At 60.0% G+C, this 15,144-nt stretch carries 15 protein-coding genes, 1 tRNA gene and 1 pseudogene; 7 read left to right on the forward strand and 10 right to left on the reverse strand.

Translation table 11 applies throughout. The features are described from left to right. Positions 1 to 32 precede the first annotated feature (32 nt). The 7 genes and pseudogenes from ACX3YD_RS17520 to ACX3YD_RS17550 all read right to left on the reverse strand — a co-directional run. Positions 33 to 113: pseudogene (locus tag ACX3YD_RS17520) on the reverse strand (TSUP family transporter); the annotation flags it as partial. Between the two features lie 234 nt (positions 114 to 347). After that, positions 348 to 785 (reverse strand): hypothetical protein, encoded by a 438-nt coding sequence (locus ACX3YD_RS17525; RefSeq protein WP_047536308.1) that lies wholly within the window; start codon positions 783 to 785, stop codon positions 348 to 350. Between the two features lie 233 nt (positions 786 to 1,018). Then, a tRNA-Phe gene (locus tag ACX3YD_RS17530) sits at positions 1,019 to 1,094 on the reverse strand. A gap of 103 nt (positions 1,095 to 1,197) precedes the next feature. Continuing rightward, the gene (locus ACX3YD_RS17535) at positions 1,198 to 1,470 is read right to left on the reverse strand and encodes an oxidative damage protection protein (protein WP_003220737.1); all 273 of its coding nucleotides are present in this window, start codon (positions 1,468 to 1,470) and stop codon (positions 1,198 to 1,200) included. Continuing rightward, positions 1,467 to 2,534: an A/G-specific adenine glycosylase gene (mutY, locus tag ACX3YD_RS17540; protein WP_090328021.1), complete on the reverse strand. Its 1,068-nt coding sequence runs from the start codon at positions 2,532 to 2,534 to the stop codon at positions 1,467 to 1,469. Before mutY ends, ACX3YD_RS17535 begins: the two co-directional genes overlap by 4 nt. Then, positions 2,531 to 4,756, reverse strand: coding sequence for an AsmA family protein (locus tag ACX3YD_RS17545; RefSeq protein ID WP_458960616.1), 2,226 nt, complete (start codon positions 4,754 to 4,756; stop codon positions 2,531 to 2,533). Before ACX3YD_RS17545 ends, mutY begins: the two co-directional genes overlap by 4 nt. A gap of 78 nt (positions 4,757 to 4,834) precedes the next feature. Then, the gene (locus tag ACX3YD_RS17550) at positions 4,835 to 5,239 is read right to left on the reverse strand and encodes an acetyl-CoA sensor PanZ family protein (protein WP_103405906.1); all 405 of its coding nucleotides are present in this window, start codon (positions 5,237 to 5,239) and stop codon (positions 4,835 to 4,837) included. A gap of 289 nt (positions 5,240 to 5,528) precedes the next feature. Here ACX3YD_RS17550 and ACX3YD_RS17555 point away from each other — a divergent pair, with 289 nt between their 5' ends. The 7 genes from ACX3YD_RS17555 (at position 5,529) to ACX3YD_RS17585 (ending at position 11,429) form a co-directional block, all read left to right on the forward strand. Beyond that, on the forward strand, positions 5,529 to 7,193 hold the full coding sequence (locus ACX3YD_RS17555) for an OFA family MFS transporter (protein WP_458960617.1): 1,665 nt from the start codon (positions 5,529 to 5,531) through the stop codon (positions 7,191 to 7,193). A gap of 201 nt (positions 7,194 to 7,394) precedes the next feature. Next, the gene (gene hisB, locus ACX3YD_RS17560) at positions 7,395 to 7,988 is read left to right on the forward strand and encodes an imidazoleglycerol-phosphate dehydratase HisB (RefSeq protein WP_047536319.1); all 594 of its coding nucleotides are present in this window, start codon (positions 7,395 to 7,397) and stop codon (positions 7,986 to 7,988) included. Then, positions 7,988 to 8,626, forward strand: coding sequence for an imidazole glycerol phosphate synthase subunit HisH (gene hisH, locus ACX3YD_RS17565; protein ID WP_103405908.1), 639 nt, complete (start codon positions 7,988 to 7,990; stop codon positions 8,624 to 8,626). Before hisB ends, hisH begins: the two co-directional genes overlap by 1 nt. After that, on the forward strand, positions 8,627 to 8,890 hold the full coding sequence (locus ACX3YD_RS17570; protein WP_458960618.1) for a DUF2164 domain-containing protein: 264 nt from the start codon (positions 8,627 to 8,629) through the stop codon (positions 8,888 to 8,890). Positions 8,891 to 8,982: 92 nt separating this feature from the next. Next, entirely contained in the window at positions 8,983 to 9,732 is a 750-nt protein-coding gene (gene hisA, locus ACX3YD_RS17575) for a 1-(5-phosphoribosyl)-5-[(5-phosphoribosylamino)methylideneamino]imidazole-4-carboxamide isomerase (RefSeq protein WP_090465755.1), read from the forward strand. 91 nt (positions 9,733 to 9,823) lie between these two features. Then, entirely contained in the window at positions 9,824 to 10,594 is a 771-nt protein-coding gene (hisF, locus tag ACX3YD_RS17580; protein ID WP_007897430.1) for an imidazole glycerol phosphate synthase subunit HisF, read from the forward strand. 79 nt (positions 10,595 to 10,673) lie between these two features. Further along, the gene (locus ACX3YD_RS17585) at positions 10,674 to 11,429 is read left to right on the forward strand and encodes a substrate-binding periplasmic protein (RefSeq protein WP_103405910.1); all 756 of its coding nucleotides are present in this window, start codon (positions 10,674 to 10,676) and stop codon (positions 11,427 to 11,429) included. A gap of 55 nt (positions 11,430 to 11,484) precedes the next feature. Here ACX3YD_RS17585 and ACX3YD_RS17590 read toward each other — a convergent pair whose 3' ends face one another. The 3 genes from ACX3YD_RS17590 to ACX3YD_RS17600 are packed head-to-tail and all read right to left on the reverse strand — an operon-like array spanning position 11,485 to position 14,910. Continuing rightward, positions 11,485 to 12,261, reverse strand: coding sequence for a divergent polysaccharide deacetylase family protein (locus tag ACX3YD_RS17590; RefSeq protein ID WP_047536331.1), 777 nt, complete (start codon positions 12,259 to 12,261; stop codon positions 11,485 to 11,487). Between the two features lie 2 nt (positions 12,262 to 12,263). Further along, complete coding sequence (locus ACX3YD_RS17595) at positions 12,264 to 13,583, reverse strand: S41 family peptidase (protein WP_047536333.1); 1,320 nt, start codon at positions 13,581 to 13,583, stop codon at positions 12,264 to 12,266. Between the two features lie 31 nt (positions 13,584 to 13,614). Continuing rightward, positions 13,615 to 14,910: a murein hydrolase activator EnvC family protein gene (locus ACX3YD_RS17600; RefSeq protein ID WP_047536335.1), complete on the reverse strand. Its 1,296-nt coding sequence runs from the start codon at positions 14,908 to 14,910 to the stop codon at positions 13,615 to 13,617. Positions 14,911 to 15,144: the final 234 nt, after the last annotated feature.

A 15,144-nucleotide genomic window follows, 5' to 3' on the forward strand; every position in this document is an offset into this window, starting at 1 on the left:
GATTGGTTGGGAGCGCTGGTTGATTGAAATACTCATAACCAAGCCAGCGATTGGATCACCGCAATGCGCAAGGGATTGGTTTCTACGCTTAGCAGCTTGATGGCCAAGGCGCAGTAGAGGCACCGGTAAGGCACCAGTGTGCGGAGGAGTAAGCGCGAGATGGCGCGGGAGATCGGTTCTTTGATTTGCGGCTCGTCATTGATTCTGATGAGTCCATCATCCAGGCCGTTCTCAAGTCCGCAAACAGCCGTTTTTCACTGGCTGCTTGCGGAATGCATTGCGCTAGGGTTTTCGGTTTGCCAAAGCGCAATGGATGGATTGCCGAACAAACACCTGGGGGGGATGTGTTAGCGGATGCTGCGGATGTTGCCTTTGTTGCCTTTTACCGTGACGGAAACTTTTTTGAAGATGAAGTAGTTTTCTTCGTTCACTTCATAGCGAGGGGCGACGATCAGGTCGGCTCCGGAGGATTTGACCGCTTTGTAGGCCGCAGCCGATTTGACGGCGCTGACGGGATCCAGACCCAGACCGCTCAGGCCACCGCTCTCACCGCCGTAGCTGACGCCATCCGCAAACTGGGAGTCGCCACCAAACTTGAGGACGCCGAACAGGACGTTGACCGAAGATTGGCCGGAGATGGCGTCACCGACGGCGATGTCTGCTTTCAGGTCTGCTTTGACGGTGCTGTCGATCGGCGAAGAAGGTTGGCTGTTGTTGTAGCTGACGCAGCCGCTTGCTGTCGCAATGATTGTCGACAGGGCGAGGAACTTCAAAAGCGTATTCAAGAAATGCTTCCTTACTTTGAAACGTTGAGTGCAGGCAGATTTGCTGCTGCAAAAGTTTCACTTTGTAAGGGGGGTGCGCTCAATGAGACGTATCCCAAGGTGATGTGTGAGGAGGGGGATGCGGTTCGAGGGAAAAGGGCGTAGCCGGCGTAGGAATTTTCGGTGGCGTCAGGGCTGGACAAATCACGGGCATAAAAAAACCCTGAATCTTGCGATTCAGGGTTTTCGGTATTTGGTGCCCAGAGACGGAATCGAACCGCCGACACGGGGATTTTCAATCCCCTGCTCTACCGACTGAGCTATCTGGGCAACGGGGCGCATTAAAAGGGTTTTTCGGATTTACGTCAACGACTTTTTTAAAATTTCTTAAATTAATTCCGTCGCTTACGATCCGCCCCCCGATTTTGCAGGGTTACTCTGCAGGCGGAACGTAGCCTTCAGCCTTGGCGTAATCCTCGCCGGAGAAGTACTTGTCCATCTCGCCCTGCAAATATTTGCGGTCTTCGGCGTTCATCATGTTCAGGCGTTTTTCGTTGATCAGCAGGGTCTGGTGCTTTTGCCAGTCGGCCCAGGCCTTGGCCGAAACGTGGTCAAAAATGTCCTGGCCCTTGGCGCCCGGGAATGGAGCGCGCTCCAGGGCTGGCAATTCTTCTTTGTACTTGCGGCACATGATGGTGCGGGTCATGACGACTCTCCTGCGTTCAATACGGCGGCCGCGCGTTCGAGCAAGGTTTTGACCGGGGCGGCAAGGCCCAGGCGCGGCGGGGTGGCGAGGTTATACCAGAGCCAGTCGGCCTCGGCCACGTGGTGGCCGTCCTCCTGGACCTGTACCAGCCAGGGTTCGATGGATAACTGAAAATGGCTGAAGGTGTGCACCAGGTTCGGCAGGGCCTGTTGGTTGCCCAGCGCCAGAGAGTGCTGCGACGCCAGGTGCTGCAGGTCGTCGAGGTCATCGAGTTCCGGCAGGCTCCACAAACCGCCCCACAGGCCCGTGGAAGGGCGACGGTAGAGCAGAATCGCGCCGTCGCCATTGGCGAGCAGCGGCATCAGCGTGCGCTTCTGTGGCACGGCCTTGCGTGGTTTGGGGATCGGGTAGCGCGTCTCCAGGCCGAGCATGTGTGCTTCACAGCCCTTTTGCAGCGGGCAGAGCAGGCAACTCGGCTTGCTGCGGGTGCAGAGCGTGGCACCCAGATCCATCATCGCCTGGGTGTAGGCGTTGACCCGGTCATGGGGCGTAAAGCGTTCAGCATTGGCCCAGAGCTGTTTGGCGACCTTGGGCTCGCCCGGATAACCCTCTTGCGCCGTAAACCGCGCCAGCACGCGTTTGACGTTGCCGTCGAGGATCGGCGCGCGCAGGCCCATGCTGATGCTGGCAATGGCCCCGGCTGTCGACAGGCCGATGCCCGGAAGGTCGGTGAGTTTTTCCACGTCCCGCGGAAATTCGCCGCCGTACTGTTCGACGACGATCTTCGCAGTCTTCTGCAGATTGCGCGCACGGGTGTAGTAGCCCAGGCCTGTCCACAGGTGCAGCACTTCGTCTTCCGGCGCAGCGGCCAGGGCTTCGACCGTCGGCAGTGAGGCCATGAAGCGGTCGAAGTAATTGAGCACGGTGCTGACCTGGGTTTGCTGCAGCATGATTTCCGAAACCCACACCCGATACGGGTTGATGTCCTGCTGCCAGGGCAGGTCGTGACGGCCGTGGCGGTCGTACCAGTCCAGCACCGCCGTTGAAAACTGCTCGGCTTTCATCGCTTGAACAGCCCCTTGAGTGCATCTTTGAGTTCAGGGCTGACTTTGTCGCCCAGCTTCTCGTCGATTTTTTCGCTGATCTTGTCGCCTGCCAGTTTGCTTGCGACCTGCCCCATGCGCTCGTTGTCGAGACGGCATGCCTTGGCGCCCAGTTCCAGCGGACCACGGCAACGCAGTGGCCACTCGATGCCGACAAACTTGTCGCCTACCTGGCAGGCGGGGTCCGGCATGGCGCTGGTATCGCCTTCGACGATGATGCCCACGCGGTAATCCATGCCCAGCACCCGCAGGTCGACATCACCGTCACCTTTGACGGTCATGCCTGGGATGCGCACTTTCAGGTCCGGGTTGCTGGCCACGCCGTTGTGGAAGGTCAGGTTGCCCTTGAGCTCCTGGAACGGTGTGTCCTTGCCCCGTGGCTCGCCGCTGAGGCTTTTGCGATTGAGCGTGGCGATGCCCTTGCACAGTTGTTGTTCAAGGTTGGCGTTGAGCAGCACGCCATTGTTGATGACGAAACCGGTGTTGCCATTGAGGGTTTCGATCAGCGCTTTCTGGCTGTTGCCGTTGCCGGTCAGGTTGCTGTTGAGTGTGACCAGACCTTTGACCGGTGGATTCTTGCCCTGGCTTTCGAGGATTTTCTCCACCGGGACCCGGTTGATTTTCGTCTGCAGGTTCAGCGCGGGTACCTGCTGGCGTACATCCAGGTTGCCGGTGGCTTCGAAATTGCCCCCGTACAGATCGCCACGCAGGTTTGTCAGGGTCAGCAGTCCGCCCTGGCCGTTGGCCTTGAGCGCGGCGTTCTGGATCGGCAGTTTGTCCAGGGTCAACTGGCCGAAGGTCAGATCGGCATCCACATCAAGTTTGCTCAGGCGCTCCACCGGCAACAGGCGTTCGTTGCTCCACGCGCCCTTGGTCGGTGCCTGTGGCAGTGGTGTGCTGCCCGCGCCGGCCAGGGCATCCGCTTCGGTGCTGGCGACTTCGGCCTGACGCACTTGCGTCGCGCTGTTGGCCTCCGCCGATTTTGGCCGCAGGTAACGGTCGACATTGAAGGTGTCGGCCTTGAGCACCGCCCGCAGCGATTGCTTGGCGAAGTCCTCGACGGCGATGCGGCCACTGAAGGTGCTGTCGTCGACTTTGAGGTTGATGTCGTCCAGTACAAGGCTGCTCGGCGTGCCCGACAGGCGACTGACCAGTTCGACCTTGCTCAGGCTGCCCTCGGCCATGGCCGGAAGGGTCTGACCGATGCTGTCGACGAACTTCGCCAGATCAAACTGGGCGATCGAGAGGCCACCACTGACCTGCGGCGTCTTGTCGAGGTCATTGACCTTCAGTTCACCCAGCGCACGCAGTTGGTTAGCGGAGATTTTGATGCCGGTCCACTCGGCGACGTTGGCCGCCTTGTCCAGTAACAACTGGCCCTGGGCGGCGAAGGTCATGGTCTTGCCTTGCAGCGGATCGCCGGCCACTTCGCCGGACAGTCGCATGTCTTCGAGTTTGTAGCGCTGCAATGCGCGTTCGAAACGCAGCTCGCCGTTGAGTTCGGTACGCACCCGCAGAACCGGCTGGTTGGTACCCAGGAAAGCGGTGAGTTTGACCGGGATGCTGGTCGAGTCATGCACCGGGCCGGTACTGAGCTGAATGCTTTCGGCGCTGAACTGCTTGCCGGTCTGCTCGTCGTTGTATTCAACGCGGGCGTTATTGATGGTCAGGCTGTCGATGTCGAGGCGGATCGGCTGGGACGGTTTTTCAACCTGGGCCGTGGTTTGGGGTGCCGGTTCATTGGCGGTAGCGGCAGGCGCGCCAGCAGTGGTCGGCGCCGGGACCTTGCCGATGTCTTGCCAATTGCCGTGGCCATCCTTATCGCGGGTCAGGCGCAGATTCAGGCCTTCGACGCGCACATCGCTCATTTGCACTTCACGGCGCAGCAGCGGCAGCACGCGGACCGACAGGCCGAGCATCTGCAAGTCGGCAAACGGTTCGGTGGGCTTGGCCAGGGTCGCAACACCGGCATCGTGCAACTCCAGGCCCAGCCATGGGAACAGGCTCCAGCCGATATCGCCATTGAGCGTCAGCTCGATGTGGGCCTTGTCGCGGGCTATCTGGCGAATCTTGTCTTTGTAGTCGTTGGGATCGAAGAGGTGGGTCAGGGCAAAGCCCAGCGCCACAATGATCAGCAACAGCCCGAGAAGCACCAGACCCAGGATTTTGCCGAACGCTTTCATGGGCGAGTCCTTTTAATTAGTCGAATTCGTAATTTAGCCGAGGAGTATAGCGCCCCAAAACGGACGACCGGTCAGCGATCATTCCGCCAGAGCATCCAGCGGTACGTGCAACTTGGCAGCCAGTGCTTGGGCTTCCAGATGTCCGGCGGGGGCCAGAAGACGCAATGAGGCGCCCGATTGCGCAGCCATTTTCTGCGCTTCGCACACCAGGCGTTCTGCTACCCCACGACGACGGGTGATTTTTCGTACGCACAATTGAGACAAATACCAAACGCCGGGGTGCCGTTGCAGGCGGGCAGCGCCCAAGAGCCGGTCATTGAAGCGCCCTGCAATCAGCGAACCTTCCTGCAGGCAGCTTTCAATCAGCTGTGTATCTGTGGCAAACGGTGTGAACAGCCAGTCCGGGGCATCGCGGTAAATTTTCTGCAGGTCTTGCTGATCCTGGTAGGTGGCTTCGTTCAGCGGCTCGACAATGATCGGCATATCGTTTCCTGTCAGTTGTAAACGGATTGCTCCCTGTCGCAGATGCCGGCGGCTCGGGCCGTTCGGCAGCGCCCACAGGAGAAGAGATCGGATAACGTACAAAACATGATGTCAGTTTGGTTTTACTGTCACGTGCAAATGGTAACCTTCGTCCGTTCGTCGGTCCTTCTGCGGCAAGTTGTCGCGGCAAAATGCAGCTTTAGCCTGAAAAAACGGTCGTGCCTGCGTGCAATCAAGGCTGAGGGTGAGGAGTGACTGACGCACCATACTAATAATTGGGGGATACACAATGACCACGAGCATAGCGGCGGACGGCTTGAAAGCCGATCAGCCCGCGTTCCTGTCCAAGGAGCGCATCATCGCCAAGCCCGGTTTCAACCGTTGGCTGGTGCCACCGGCCGCGCTGGCCATCCACTTGTGCATCGGCATGGCCTACGGTTTCTCGGTGTTCTGGCTGCCACTGTCCAAGGCGCTGGGCATTACCGCTCCGGTGGCGTGCGCGCCGGACATGAGCTTCATCGCTCAAGTCTTTTCTTCGCAATGCGACTGGCCGATCTCGATGCTCGGCTGGATCTACACCCTGTTCTTCATCTTCCTGGGTTGCTCGGCAGCGATCTGGGGGGGCTGGCTGGAACATGCCGGGCCACGCAAGGCTGGCGTTGTGTCGGCACTGTGCTGGTGCGGTGGTCTGCTGATTTCGGCGCTGGGTGTGTACACGCACCAGATCTGGCTGATGTGGATCGGCTCCGGTGTGATTGGTGGTATCGGCCTGGGCCTGGGTTATATCTCGCCGGTGTCGACCCTGATCAAGTGGTTCCCGGACAAGCGTGGCATGGCCACCGGCATGGCGATCATGGGCTTCGGCGGTGGCGCGATGGTCGGTGCACCATTGGCTGCGGCGTTGATGGGGCATTTCGCCTCGCCCACCAGCGTCGGCGTGTGGCAGAGCTTCCTGGTGATGGCCGCGATCTATTTCGTGTTCATGATCGGTGGCGCCTTGTCTTACCGCGTGCCGCCTACTGGCTGGAAGCCTGAAGGCTGGACCGCGCCGGTGAAGAAAGCTTCGAACGCGATGATCACGCATCGCCACGTCCACGTGAATGTGGCGTGGAAGACCCCGCAATTCCGTCTGGTGTGGCTGGTGCTGTGCCTGAACGTGTCCGCCGGTATCGGCATCCTGGGCATGGCTTCGCCATTGTTGCAGGAAGTGTTCGCCGGCAAGTTGCTGGGTAATGGGCTGACGTTTGGTCAGCTGGACGCTGCGCAACTGGCTTCGATTGCCGCGATCGCTGCGGGCTTCACCGGTCTGCTGAGCCTGTTCAACATCGGTGGCCGCTTCTTCTGGGCTTCGTTCTCGGACTATCTGGGGCGCAAAAACACCTACTTCGTGTTCTTCGCCCTGGGCTTTGCCCTGTATGCGCTGATCCCGAACCTCGGTCATTTGGGCAACATCTCGCTGTTCGTGGCGGCGTTCTGCATCATTCTGTCGATGTACGGCGGTGGCTTTGCAACGGTGCCGGCTTATCTGGCTGACCTGTTCGGTACGCAAATGGTCGGTGCGATTCACGGTCGTCTGCTGACCGCGTGGGCGGCGGCGGGTGTGTTGGGGCCGGTGTTGGTGAACTACCTGCGCGAGTATCAGCTGAGCATCGGCGTTGAGCGCGCGGCTGCCTACGACATCACCTTGTACATCCTCGCCGGCCTGCTGGTGCTGGGCTTCCTGTGCAACCTGCTGGTGCGCCCGGTGGCCGACAAGTACTTCATGACCGACGCCGAACTGGCCGCCGAACAGGCGCTGGGCCACGACAAGGGCGCTGACAGCAGCACCGTGCTGGAATGGAAAGCTGATGCGGGCTCCAAGCCGCTGGCGGTGGCGGCGTGGCTGGTAGTGGGTATTCCGTTGGCGTGGGGTGTTTGGGTGACCCTGCAAAAAACGGCGGTGTTGTTCCACTAAGTCAGCGTATTGCCCTTGTGGGAGCGAGCAGGCTCGTTCCCACATTGGTTTTATGTGGCTCTAGAATGGCTTGTATGGACATGTACATCGCCGACACCCCCGGATTCACTCCGTCAGCGATATCACCTCCCGTGTTTCTGTTTCCGGCCCGCGCCCCTATAATGGTTGCCTTTTTCGCCCAATGATTTTGCGGAGCTGGTGATGGCCGAACGTAAGGCGTCTGTCGAGCGCGACACTCTGGAAACCCAGATCAAAGCCTCGATCAACCTGGATGGCACCGGAAAGGCCCGATTTGAGATCGGTGTCCCTTTTCTTGAGCACATGCTCGACCAGATCGCCCGTCACGGGCTGATCGACCTGGATATCGTCAGTAAAGGCGACCTGCATATCGATGACCACCACACCGTGGAAGATGTCGGTATCACCCTGGGTCAGGCATTCACCAAAGCCATCGGCGACAAGAAAGGCATCCGTCGCTACGGTCACGCCTACGTGCCGCTCGATGAAGCGCTGTCGCGCGTGGTGATCGACTTCTCTGGCCGTCCCGGCCTGCAGATGCATGTTCCCTATACCCGCGCTACCGTCGGCGGCTTCGACGTTGACCTGTTCCAGGAATTCTTCCAGGGCTTCGTCAACCACGCCAACGTCACCCTGCACATCGACAACCTGCGTGGCCACAACACCCACCACCAGATCGAAACCGTGTTCAAGGCTTTCGGCCGCGCCCTGCGCATGGCCGTCGAGCTCGATGACCGCATGGCCGGGCAAATGCCATCGACCAAGGGCGTCCTGTAATGCAGACAGTTGCGGTTATCGATTACGGCATGGGCAACCTGCACTCGGTGGCCAAGGCCCTCGAGCACGTCGGTGCCGGCAAGGTCCTGATCACCAGCGATGCGAATGTGATCCGCGAAGCCGACCGGGTGGTTTTCCCCGGCGTTGGCGCGATTCGCGATTGCATGGCAGAGATCCGTCGCCTGGGCTTTGACTCGCTGGTGCGTGAAGTCAGCCAGGACCGTCCGTTCCTCGGCATCTGTGTCGGCATGCAAGCCTTGCTCGACACCAGTGAAGAGAACGACGGCGTCGATTGCATCGGCCTGTTCCCGGGCCAGGTGAAGTTCTTTGGCAAGGATCTCGTCGAAGACGGCGAGCACCTGAAAGTCCCGCACATGGGCTGGAACGAAGTGAAGCAGAAGGTGAGTCACCCGCTGTGGCACGACATTCCGGACCTGGCGCGCTTCTACTTCGTACACAGCTACTACATCGCCGCCGCCAATGCGCGGCAGGTGGTCGGTGGCGGTCACTACGGTGTCGACTTCGCCGCGGCGCTGGCCGATGGCTCGCGTTTCGCCGTGCAGTTCCACCCGGAGAAGAGCCATACCCATGGCCTGCAGTTGCTGCAGAACTTCGCTGCGTGGGACGGTCGCTGGTAAATGGCCGTCAAGAAATCCAGGCCGCCGATCCTCACGCTCACCCCCGAGCAGGAGAACGAGGCCAACAGCAAGATCAAGCGCTTCATGGAAGACCGCTTCGAACTCGACCTCGGCACATTCGAGGCGGCTGAGATTCTTGAGCTGTTTACCCGTGAAATTGCTCCGCACTATTACAACAGGGCGATTTTCGATGTGCAGACGCACCTCAAAGAGAGGTTCGAAAGCATCGAAAGCGACCTGTGGGCGCTCGAAAAAAGCAGTTGAAAGCTTCAAGCTTCAAGCTGCAAGAATTAGTACGCGTGCTTGCTCGCAGCTTATAGCTTGCAGCTTGCAGCTCTTTTGACGAAGGAAAAAGCATGCTCATTATTCCCGCTATCGATCTAAAAGACGGTGCCTGTGTTCGTCTGCGCCAGGGCCGCATGGAAGATTCCACAGTGTTCTCCGATGATCCGGTGAGCATGGCTGCCAAGTGGGTCGAGGGTGGTTGCCGTCGTCTGCATCTGGTCGACCTGAACGGTGCCTTCGAAGGCCAGCCGGTCAACGGTGAAGTGGTGACCGCGATTGCCAAGCGCTACCCGAACCTGCCGATCCAGATCGGCGGCGGTATCCGTTCCCTGGAAACCATCGAGCACTACGTCAAAGCGGGCGTGAGCTACGTGATCATCGGCACCAAGGCCGTGAAGGATCCAGCGTTCGTTGCCGAAGCCTGCCGCGCGTTCCCCGGCAAGGTGATCGTCGGCCTGGATGCCAAGGATGGTTTCGTCGCCACCGACGGCTGGGCTGAAATCAGCACCATTCAAGTCATCGACCTGGCCAAGCAGTTTGAAGCCGACGGCGTGTCTGCCATCGTTTATACCGACATCGCCAAAGACGGCATGATGCAGGGCTGCAACGTACCGTTCACCGCCGCGCTGGCCGCTGCCACCAGGATCCCGGTGATCGCGTCCGGTGGCATCCACAACCTGGGCGACATCAAGACGCTGCTCGACGCCAAGGCGCCAGGCATCATCGGTGCCATCACCGGCCGGGCGATCTACGAGGGCACGCTGGATGTGGCAGAAGCCCAGGCTTTCTGCGATAGCTACGCGACCAGCTCCAAGCTGTAAGCTACAAGCTGCAAGTTAGAAGCGTGACTGCGGTCCGCTCTTTCTTGCAGCTTGAAGCTTGAAGCTTGCAACTCTTAATCGGAGATTAAGCATGGCCCTGGCCAAACGCATCATCCCTTGCCTGGACGTGGACAACGGCCGGGTGGTCAAGGGTGTGAAATTCGAAAACATCCGCGACGCCGGTGACCCGGTAGAAATCGCCCGTCGCTACGACGAGCAGGGCGCGGACGAGATTACCTTTCTCGACATCACCGCCAGCGTCGATGGTCGCGACACCACGTTGCATACCGTCGAGCGCATGGCCAGCCAGGTGTTCATCCCGCTGACCGTGGGCGGTGGCGTGCGCACCGTGCAAGACATTCGCAACCTGCTCAATGCCGGTGCGGACAAGGTCTCGATCAACACTGCAGCAGTGTTCAACCCGGAGTTCGTCGGCGAAGCGGCGCAGCATTTCGGTTCGCAATGCATCGTGGTCGCGATCGACGCGAAGAAGGTTTCCGGCCCGGGCGAAACCCCGCGCTGGGAAATCTTTACCCACGGCGGGCGCAAGCCGACCGGCCTCGACGCGGTTGAGTGGGCAAAGAAAATGGAAGGCCTGGGTGCTGGCGAGATCCTGCTGACCAGCATGGACCAGGACGGCATGAAAAACGGTTTCGACCTGGGCGTCACCCGCGCCATCAGCGATGCACTGGGCATTCCGGTGATCGCCTCCGGTGGCGTCGGCAACCTGCAACACCTGGCCGACGGTATCCTGGAAGGCCACGCCAGCGCGGTCTTGGCAGCGAGTATCTTCCACTTCGGTGAATACACCGTGCAGGAAGCCAAGGCTTATATGGCTCATCGCGGAATTGTGATGCGCTAAACAAACCGATGCAGGCCAGTGGACATCATGGCGGGCTCAAGGCACTCTTGGGTACGCCATGGATTTCGGTAGCCAGACAATGTTTAAACGCCTTCTGCTTGTCCTCGCCAGCGCCTGCCTGTTGTTCCTCAGTGGAGTGCAGGCGGCAGACAATCCCGCCACCGACATAGTGTTGCTGACGGAAAACTTCCCTCCGTACAACATGGCGAAGAATGGCAAGAACTTCGCGCAGGACGAAAACATCAATGGCATCGCCACCGATATCGTCCGCGAAATTTTCAAGCGCGCCGAGATTACCTACAGCCTGACGCTGCGTTTCCCATGGGAACGAATCTACAAACTCACCCTGGAAAAGCCCGGCTACGGCGTGTTCGTCATGGCACGGCTGCCCGACCGCGAAAAGCTCTTCAAATGGGTTGGCCCTATCGGTCCGGACGACTGGATCATGTTGGCCAAAGCTGACAGCAAAATCACCCTCGAAACCCTGGACGACGCCCGTCAATACAAGATTGGCGCCTACAAAGGCGACGCGATCGCCGAGACACTGGCCAAGCAGGGGCTCAATCCCATCGTGGTGCTGCGCGATCAGGATAACGCCAGCAAGCTGGTCAACGGCCAGATCGATCTGTGGGCGACGGGAGATCCGGCCGGGCGCTACCTGGCGCGTCAGGAAGGCGTAAACGGGCTCAAGACCGTATTGCGGTTCAACAGTGCCGAGTTGTACCTGGCGTTGAACAAGGACGTGCCGGACGAGATGGTGGCCAGGCTTCAGGCGGCGCTGGATCAATTGCGCAAGGAAGGCAAGGTCGAAGAGATCATGGCGCGGTATCTCTAAAGCTGCTCTGCGGAGTTCTTTGCATTCCCCTGTGGGGGGGGCGTGCTGCCGCTTACTAGCGATACACCCCGTCCTTTCCATGAGCAGCTGTCGCCCGATTGCTGCGTACACTGATCATCTGCTTGATATCGATCCAGTTGATGCCCTGAGCCTTGAGCTTGGGCAGCTCGCGCTCCAGGACCGCCAGCGTCTGCGGATACGGATGCCCGATCATCACCGCCGAACCCTGTTTTTGCGCCAGGCTGATCGCCGTCTGAAGCTGCGTGAGGATCGCCGCCTCGGTGCGCTCATCGTCCAGGAACACATCCCGAGAAACACTCGCCAGGCCGATCTTCTGCGCTTCGGCAGCCGCCACGGTTTGCGCGCTGGTGCGGCTATCGACGAAGAATTTGTGTCTCCCCTGCAAGTTCGCCATCAACCACGCCATCGCTGGTTGCTGAGCGGTCATGCGACTGCCCATGTGGTTGTTGATTCCGGCGGTGAAGGGCACGGCTTTGAACGCGGCGTCGAGGCGTTTCTCAAGTTCTTCGATGGGCAGGTCAGGGTGCCAGGCGAACGGACCGGTGGCCGGGTCCATGGGCATGTGCAGGATGACGATTTTGCCGGCGCGATGGGCCTCGCGAGCGAATTCGCCGGCGTGGGGCGTGTCGGGCATGATCGCCGTGGTCACCGGGCCGGGCAGCGCCAGCACACGACGATCCCGGGGCAAATTTTGCCCCAGGTCATCGATGATCAGGCTCAGATAGGCTTTGTGAGGCTTCTGCCTGGCGGGCTCCGCGTGAGCAGTACCCGCCAGACAGCACAACAGCACGAGGATGAAGCGCAACGTCATCCTCAACGGCCGGACGTAATGCTCAGCCCTTTGAGCAGGCTCAGGGCCTGGGCCAGTTGGTAATCATCGTCCTGCGGCATTGGCTTGGCCTTGCCGCTGGAACCGGTTGGTTTGTCGGCGCCGCCGTTGCCATTGCCCAGGTGGCCTTGCAGGTCGGCTTCCTTGAAGTACTCGCCGTCCTGCTCGTTGGTGATCTTGGCCTTGCGCACCTCGATGTCCGGCACGATGCCCTGCGCCTGGATCGAGCGGCCGTTCGGCGTGTAGTACAGCGCCGTGGTGATCTTCAGCGCGCGGTCGTTGTTCAGCGGCAGCACGGTTTGGACCGAGCCTTTGCCGAAACTGGTGGTGCCCATCAGCACGGCGCGTTTCTGATCCTGCAGGGCACCGGCGACGATTTCCGACGCCGAGGCGCTGCCGCCGTTGATCAGCACGACCATTGGCACGGCTTCGCTTTCGTCCTTGCCGGTGGCCGAGAAGCGCAGTTCGGAGTTGGCGATACGTCCCTTGGTGTAGACGATCAGGCCTTTGGTGATGAAGTGGTCGACCACTTCCACCGCCGCTTGCAGCACGCCGCCCGGGTTGTTGCGCAGGTCGAGAATGATGCCGTTGAGCTTCTTGCCGTTTTCCTTGCGCAGCTTGGCCAGGGCCTTGGAGACTTCTTCGCCGGTCTTGACCTGGAATTGGGTGATGCGGATGTAGCCGTAGCCGGACTCCAGCAGCTGGCTCTTCACGCTCTTCACTTGGATGATGGCGCGGGCCAGGGTCACGTCGAACGGCGTACCGCCATCGCGCACCAGGGTCAGGGTGATTTTCTGGCCGATCTTGCCGCGCATCTTGTCCACGGCTTCGGTCATGCTCTGGCCGCGAGTCGGCTGGCCATTGATCTTGACGATGAAGTCGCCGGCCTGGATGCCAGCCTTGGAGGCCGGGGTGTCATCGATGGGCGATACCACCTTGATGAAGCCGTCTTCGGCGCCGACTTCGATGCCCAGGCCGCCGAATTCGCCGCTGGTGCTTTCCTGCAGTTCGGCGAAGTCTTCCGGGCCCAGATAGGCGGAGTGCGGATCAAGGTTGCTGAGCATGCCCTTGATGGCGTTTTCCAACAGGGTCTTGTCGTCTACCGGCTCGACATAAGCGGCTTTGATCCGATCCATGACCTCGGCAAAGGTGCGCAACTCTTCCAGGGGCAATGGCGCCTTGGTGGTCGCAGCAGTGCCAGCAGGCGCGACGGCCGGGGCCGGTTGAGCGGCAAACGCCAACGGCGCGCCGATCACCAGAGCGATCGTCAGGGCCAGCGAGGTAAGGCGGGACAAATGCAGCATGTCGAACGAACTCCTGAATTAGGCGGCACGCTTATCCTTGCGCGCGGCACCATTGCGCCGGGTCACTCGGGTGACCCTGCTGACGAATAGCAAAATACAGCGCTGGTGTGTCCTGCCCGCCACTGTTACCGACAGTGGAGATGGACTCACCGGCTTTTACCACGTCACCCGCAGACTTGAGCAGCGTCTGGTTGTGACCGTAAAGACTCAAAAAACCGTTGCCGTGGTCGAGAATCACCAGCAACCCGGCACCGCGCAACCAGTCGGCGAACACGACGCGACCGCCGTGAACCGCATGCACCGCGCTGCCCGCGGAGGCGCCGATCATCACGCCGTCCCACTTGGTCCGGGCATCGTCGCCCCGGCTTTCACCGAAGCGCGCCAACAGTCGACCGTCGACAGGCCAGGGAAGTTTGCCTCGGGTTGACGCAAATGGACCGCCAAACGTCTCGCCTGAACTGGAGACCAGTGCGCCAGGTGTCGATTTAACGGGTTTGCGTGGGGCATCGTCGGTGGCTTCTGCCTGTGCCTGGGCCTCACGTAAACGCTTTTTTTCGGCTTCCTGCTGGGCTATCAGCGCTTTTTGCCGCGCTTCTTCAGCCTCACGAGCCTGGCGGGCCAGGGTTTCTTCGATGGTTTTAAGGACTTTAGACAGGTCTGCCTGATCCTGCTCGCGGGCGGCCAGTTTCTGGTCGCGCGCCTTGACGTCGTCATTGAGCTTGGCCAGGACTTGCTGGCGCTCCTGGCGAACTTTCTCGAGTTCGCCGCGCTGGGTTTCCAGGCTGCTTTGCTGCACCAGCAATTGCGCTTGCTGGGCGGCGATGTCTTTTTCGACATTAGCCAGCTGGCGCAGGGTTTCGTTGAAGTTCTTCAGCTGTTCCAGGCGGGCCTGGCTCAGGTAGTCGTAATAGGTGAGGGTGCGGGCGAATTTCTCGGGGTTCTGCTGATTGAGCAGCAGTTTGAGATACTCCTGACGGCCATTCTGGTAGGCCGCGCGGGCCTGGATGGCGATCAGTCGTTGCTGTTCAGTGCGTGCGCTCTGGAGTTTTTTTTTCTCTGCATCGAGCCGCTGCAGCTCGGATTCGCTCTTCTTCAGCTCTTTTTGCAGGGCTTCGACCTGCTTCTCGAGCTTGCCCATTTCGGTCTCGGTGCCTTTCAGATCCTTCTGGATACCGGATTTTTCTTCCTGCAATTTGCCCAGCAGTTTTTTCAGCTCGGCAATGTCCTGGCGCGTAGCGTCCAGCTGCTGTTGGGTTTGCGCGCGCTCGTCAGCAAAGGCCGGTTGGAGCAGGCAAGTCAGAGCGAGGGCTATCAGGACGCGAAGCATAGAGGCGGGCGACACCAGGGAAAGGGACGGCCTAGTATGCCCGCCCCACGCTGCAAAAAAAACGCCCAATTGGGGCTGTGTGATAACTGGAGGGGAATGCTGGGGGAATTAGGCTTCCAAACCGCCAAAAACCACTGTGGGAGCGGGCTTGCCCGCGATGGCGGCCTGACATTCAACATGGAAGTTGGCTGGCAGATTGCTATCGCTGGCAAGCCAGCTCCCACAGGGATTAAC

This window comes from Pseudomonas fluorescens group sp. PF-1 (assembly GCF_054481335.1).

Coding starts and splice junctions, on each gene's coding strand:
- hisA (WP_090465755.1), top strand. CDS start 8,983: ATGCTCATTATTCCCGCTATCGATCTAAAAGACGGTGCCTGTGTTCGT.
- ACX3YD_RS17595 (WP_047536333.1), bottom strand. CDS start 13,583: ATGCTGCATTTGTCCCGCCTTACCTCGCTGGCCCTGACGATCGCTCTG.
- ACX3YD_RS17570 (WP_458960618.1), top strand. CDS start 8,627: ATGGCCGTCAAGAAATCCAGGCCGCCGATCCTCACGCTCACCCCCGAG.
- ACX3YD_RS17555 (WP_458960617.1), top strand. CDS start 5,529: ATGACCACGAGCATAGCGGCGGACGGCTTGAAAGCCGATCAGCCCGCG.
- ACX3YD_RS17535 (WP_003220737.1), bottom strand. CDS start 1,470: ATGACCCGCACCATCATGTGCCGCAAGTACAAAGAAGAATTGCCAGCC.
- ACX3YD_RS17585 (WP_103405910.1), top strand. CDS start 10,674: ATGTTTAAACGCCTTCTGCTTGTCCTCGCCAGCGCCTGCCTGTTGTTC.
- hisB (WP_047536319.1), top strand. CDS start 7,395: ATGGCCGAACGTAAGGCGTCTGTCGAGCGCGACACTCTGGAAACCCAG.
- hisF (WP_007897430.1), top strand. CDS start 9,824: ATGGCCCTGGCCAAACGCATCATCCCTTGCCTGGACGTGGACAACGGC.
- ACX3YD_RS17545 (WP_458960616.1), bottom strand. CDS start 4,756: ATGAAAGCGTTCGGCAAAATCCTGGGTCTGGTGCTTCTCGGGCTGTTG.
- ACX3YD_RS17550 (WP_103405906.1), bottom strand. CDS start 5,239: ATGCCGATCATTGTCGAGCCGCTGAACGAAGCCACCTACCAGGATCAG.
- ACX3YD_RS17590 (WP_047536331.1), bottom strand. CDS start 12,261: ATGACGTTGCGCTTCATCCTCGTGCTGTTGTGCTGTCTGGCGGGTACT.
- ACX3YD_RS17600 (WP_047536335.1), bottom strand. CDS start 14,910: ATGCTTCGCGTCCTGATAGCCCTCGCTCTGACTTGCCTGCTCCAACCG.
- mutY (WP_090328021.1), bottom strand. CDS start 2,534: ATGAAAGCCGAGCAGTTTTCAACGGCGGTGCTGGACTGGTACGACCGC.
- hisH (WP_103405908.1), top strand. CDS start 7,988: ATGCAGACAGTTGCGGTTATCGATTACGGCATGGGCAACCTGCACTCG.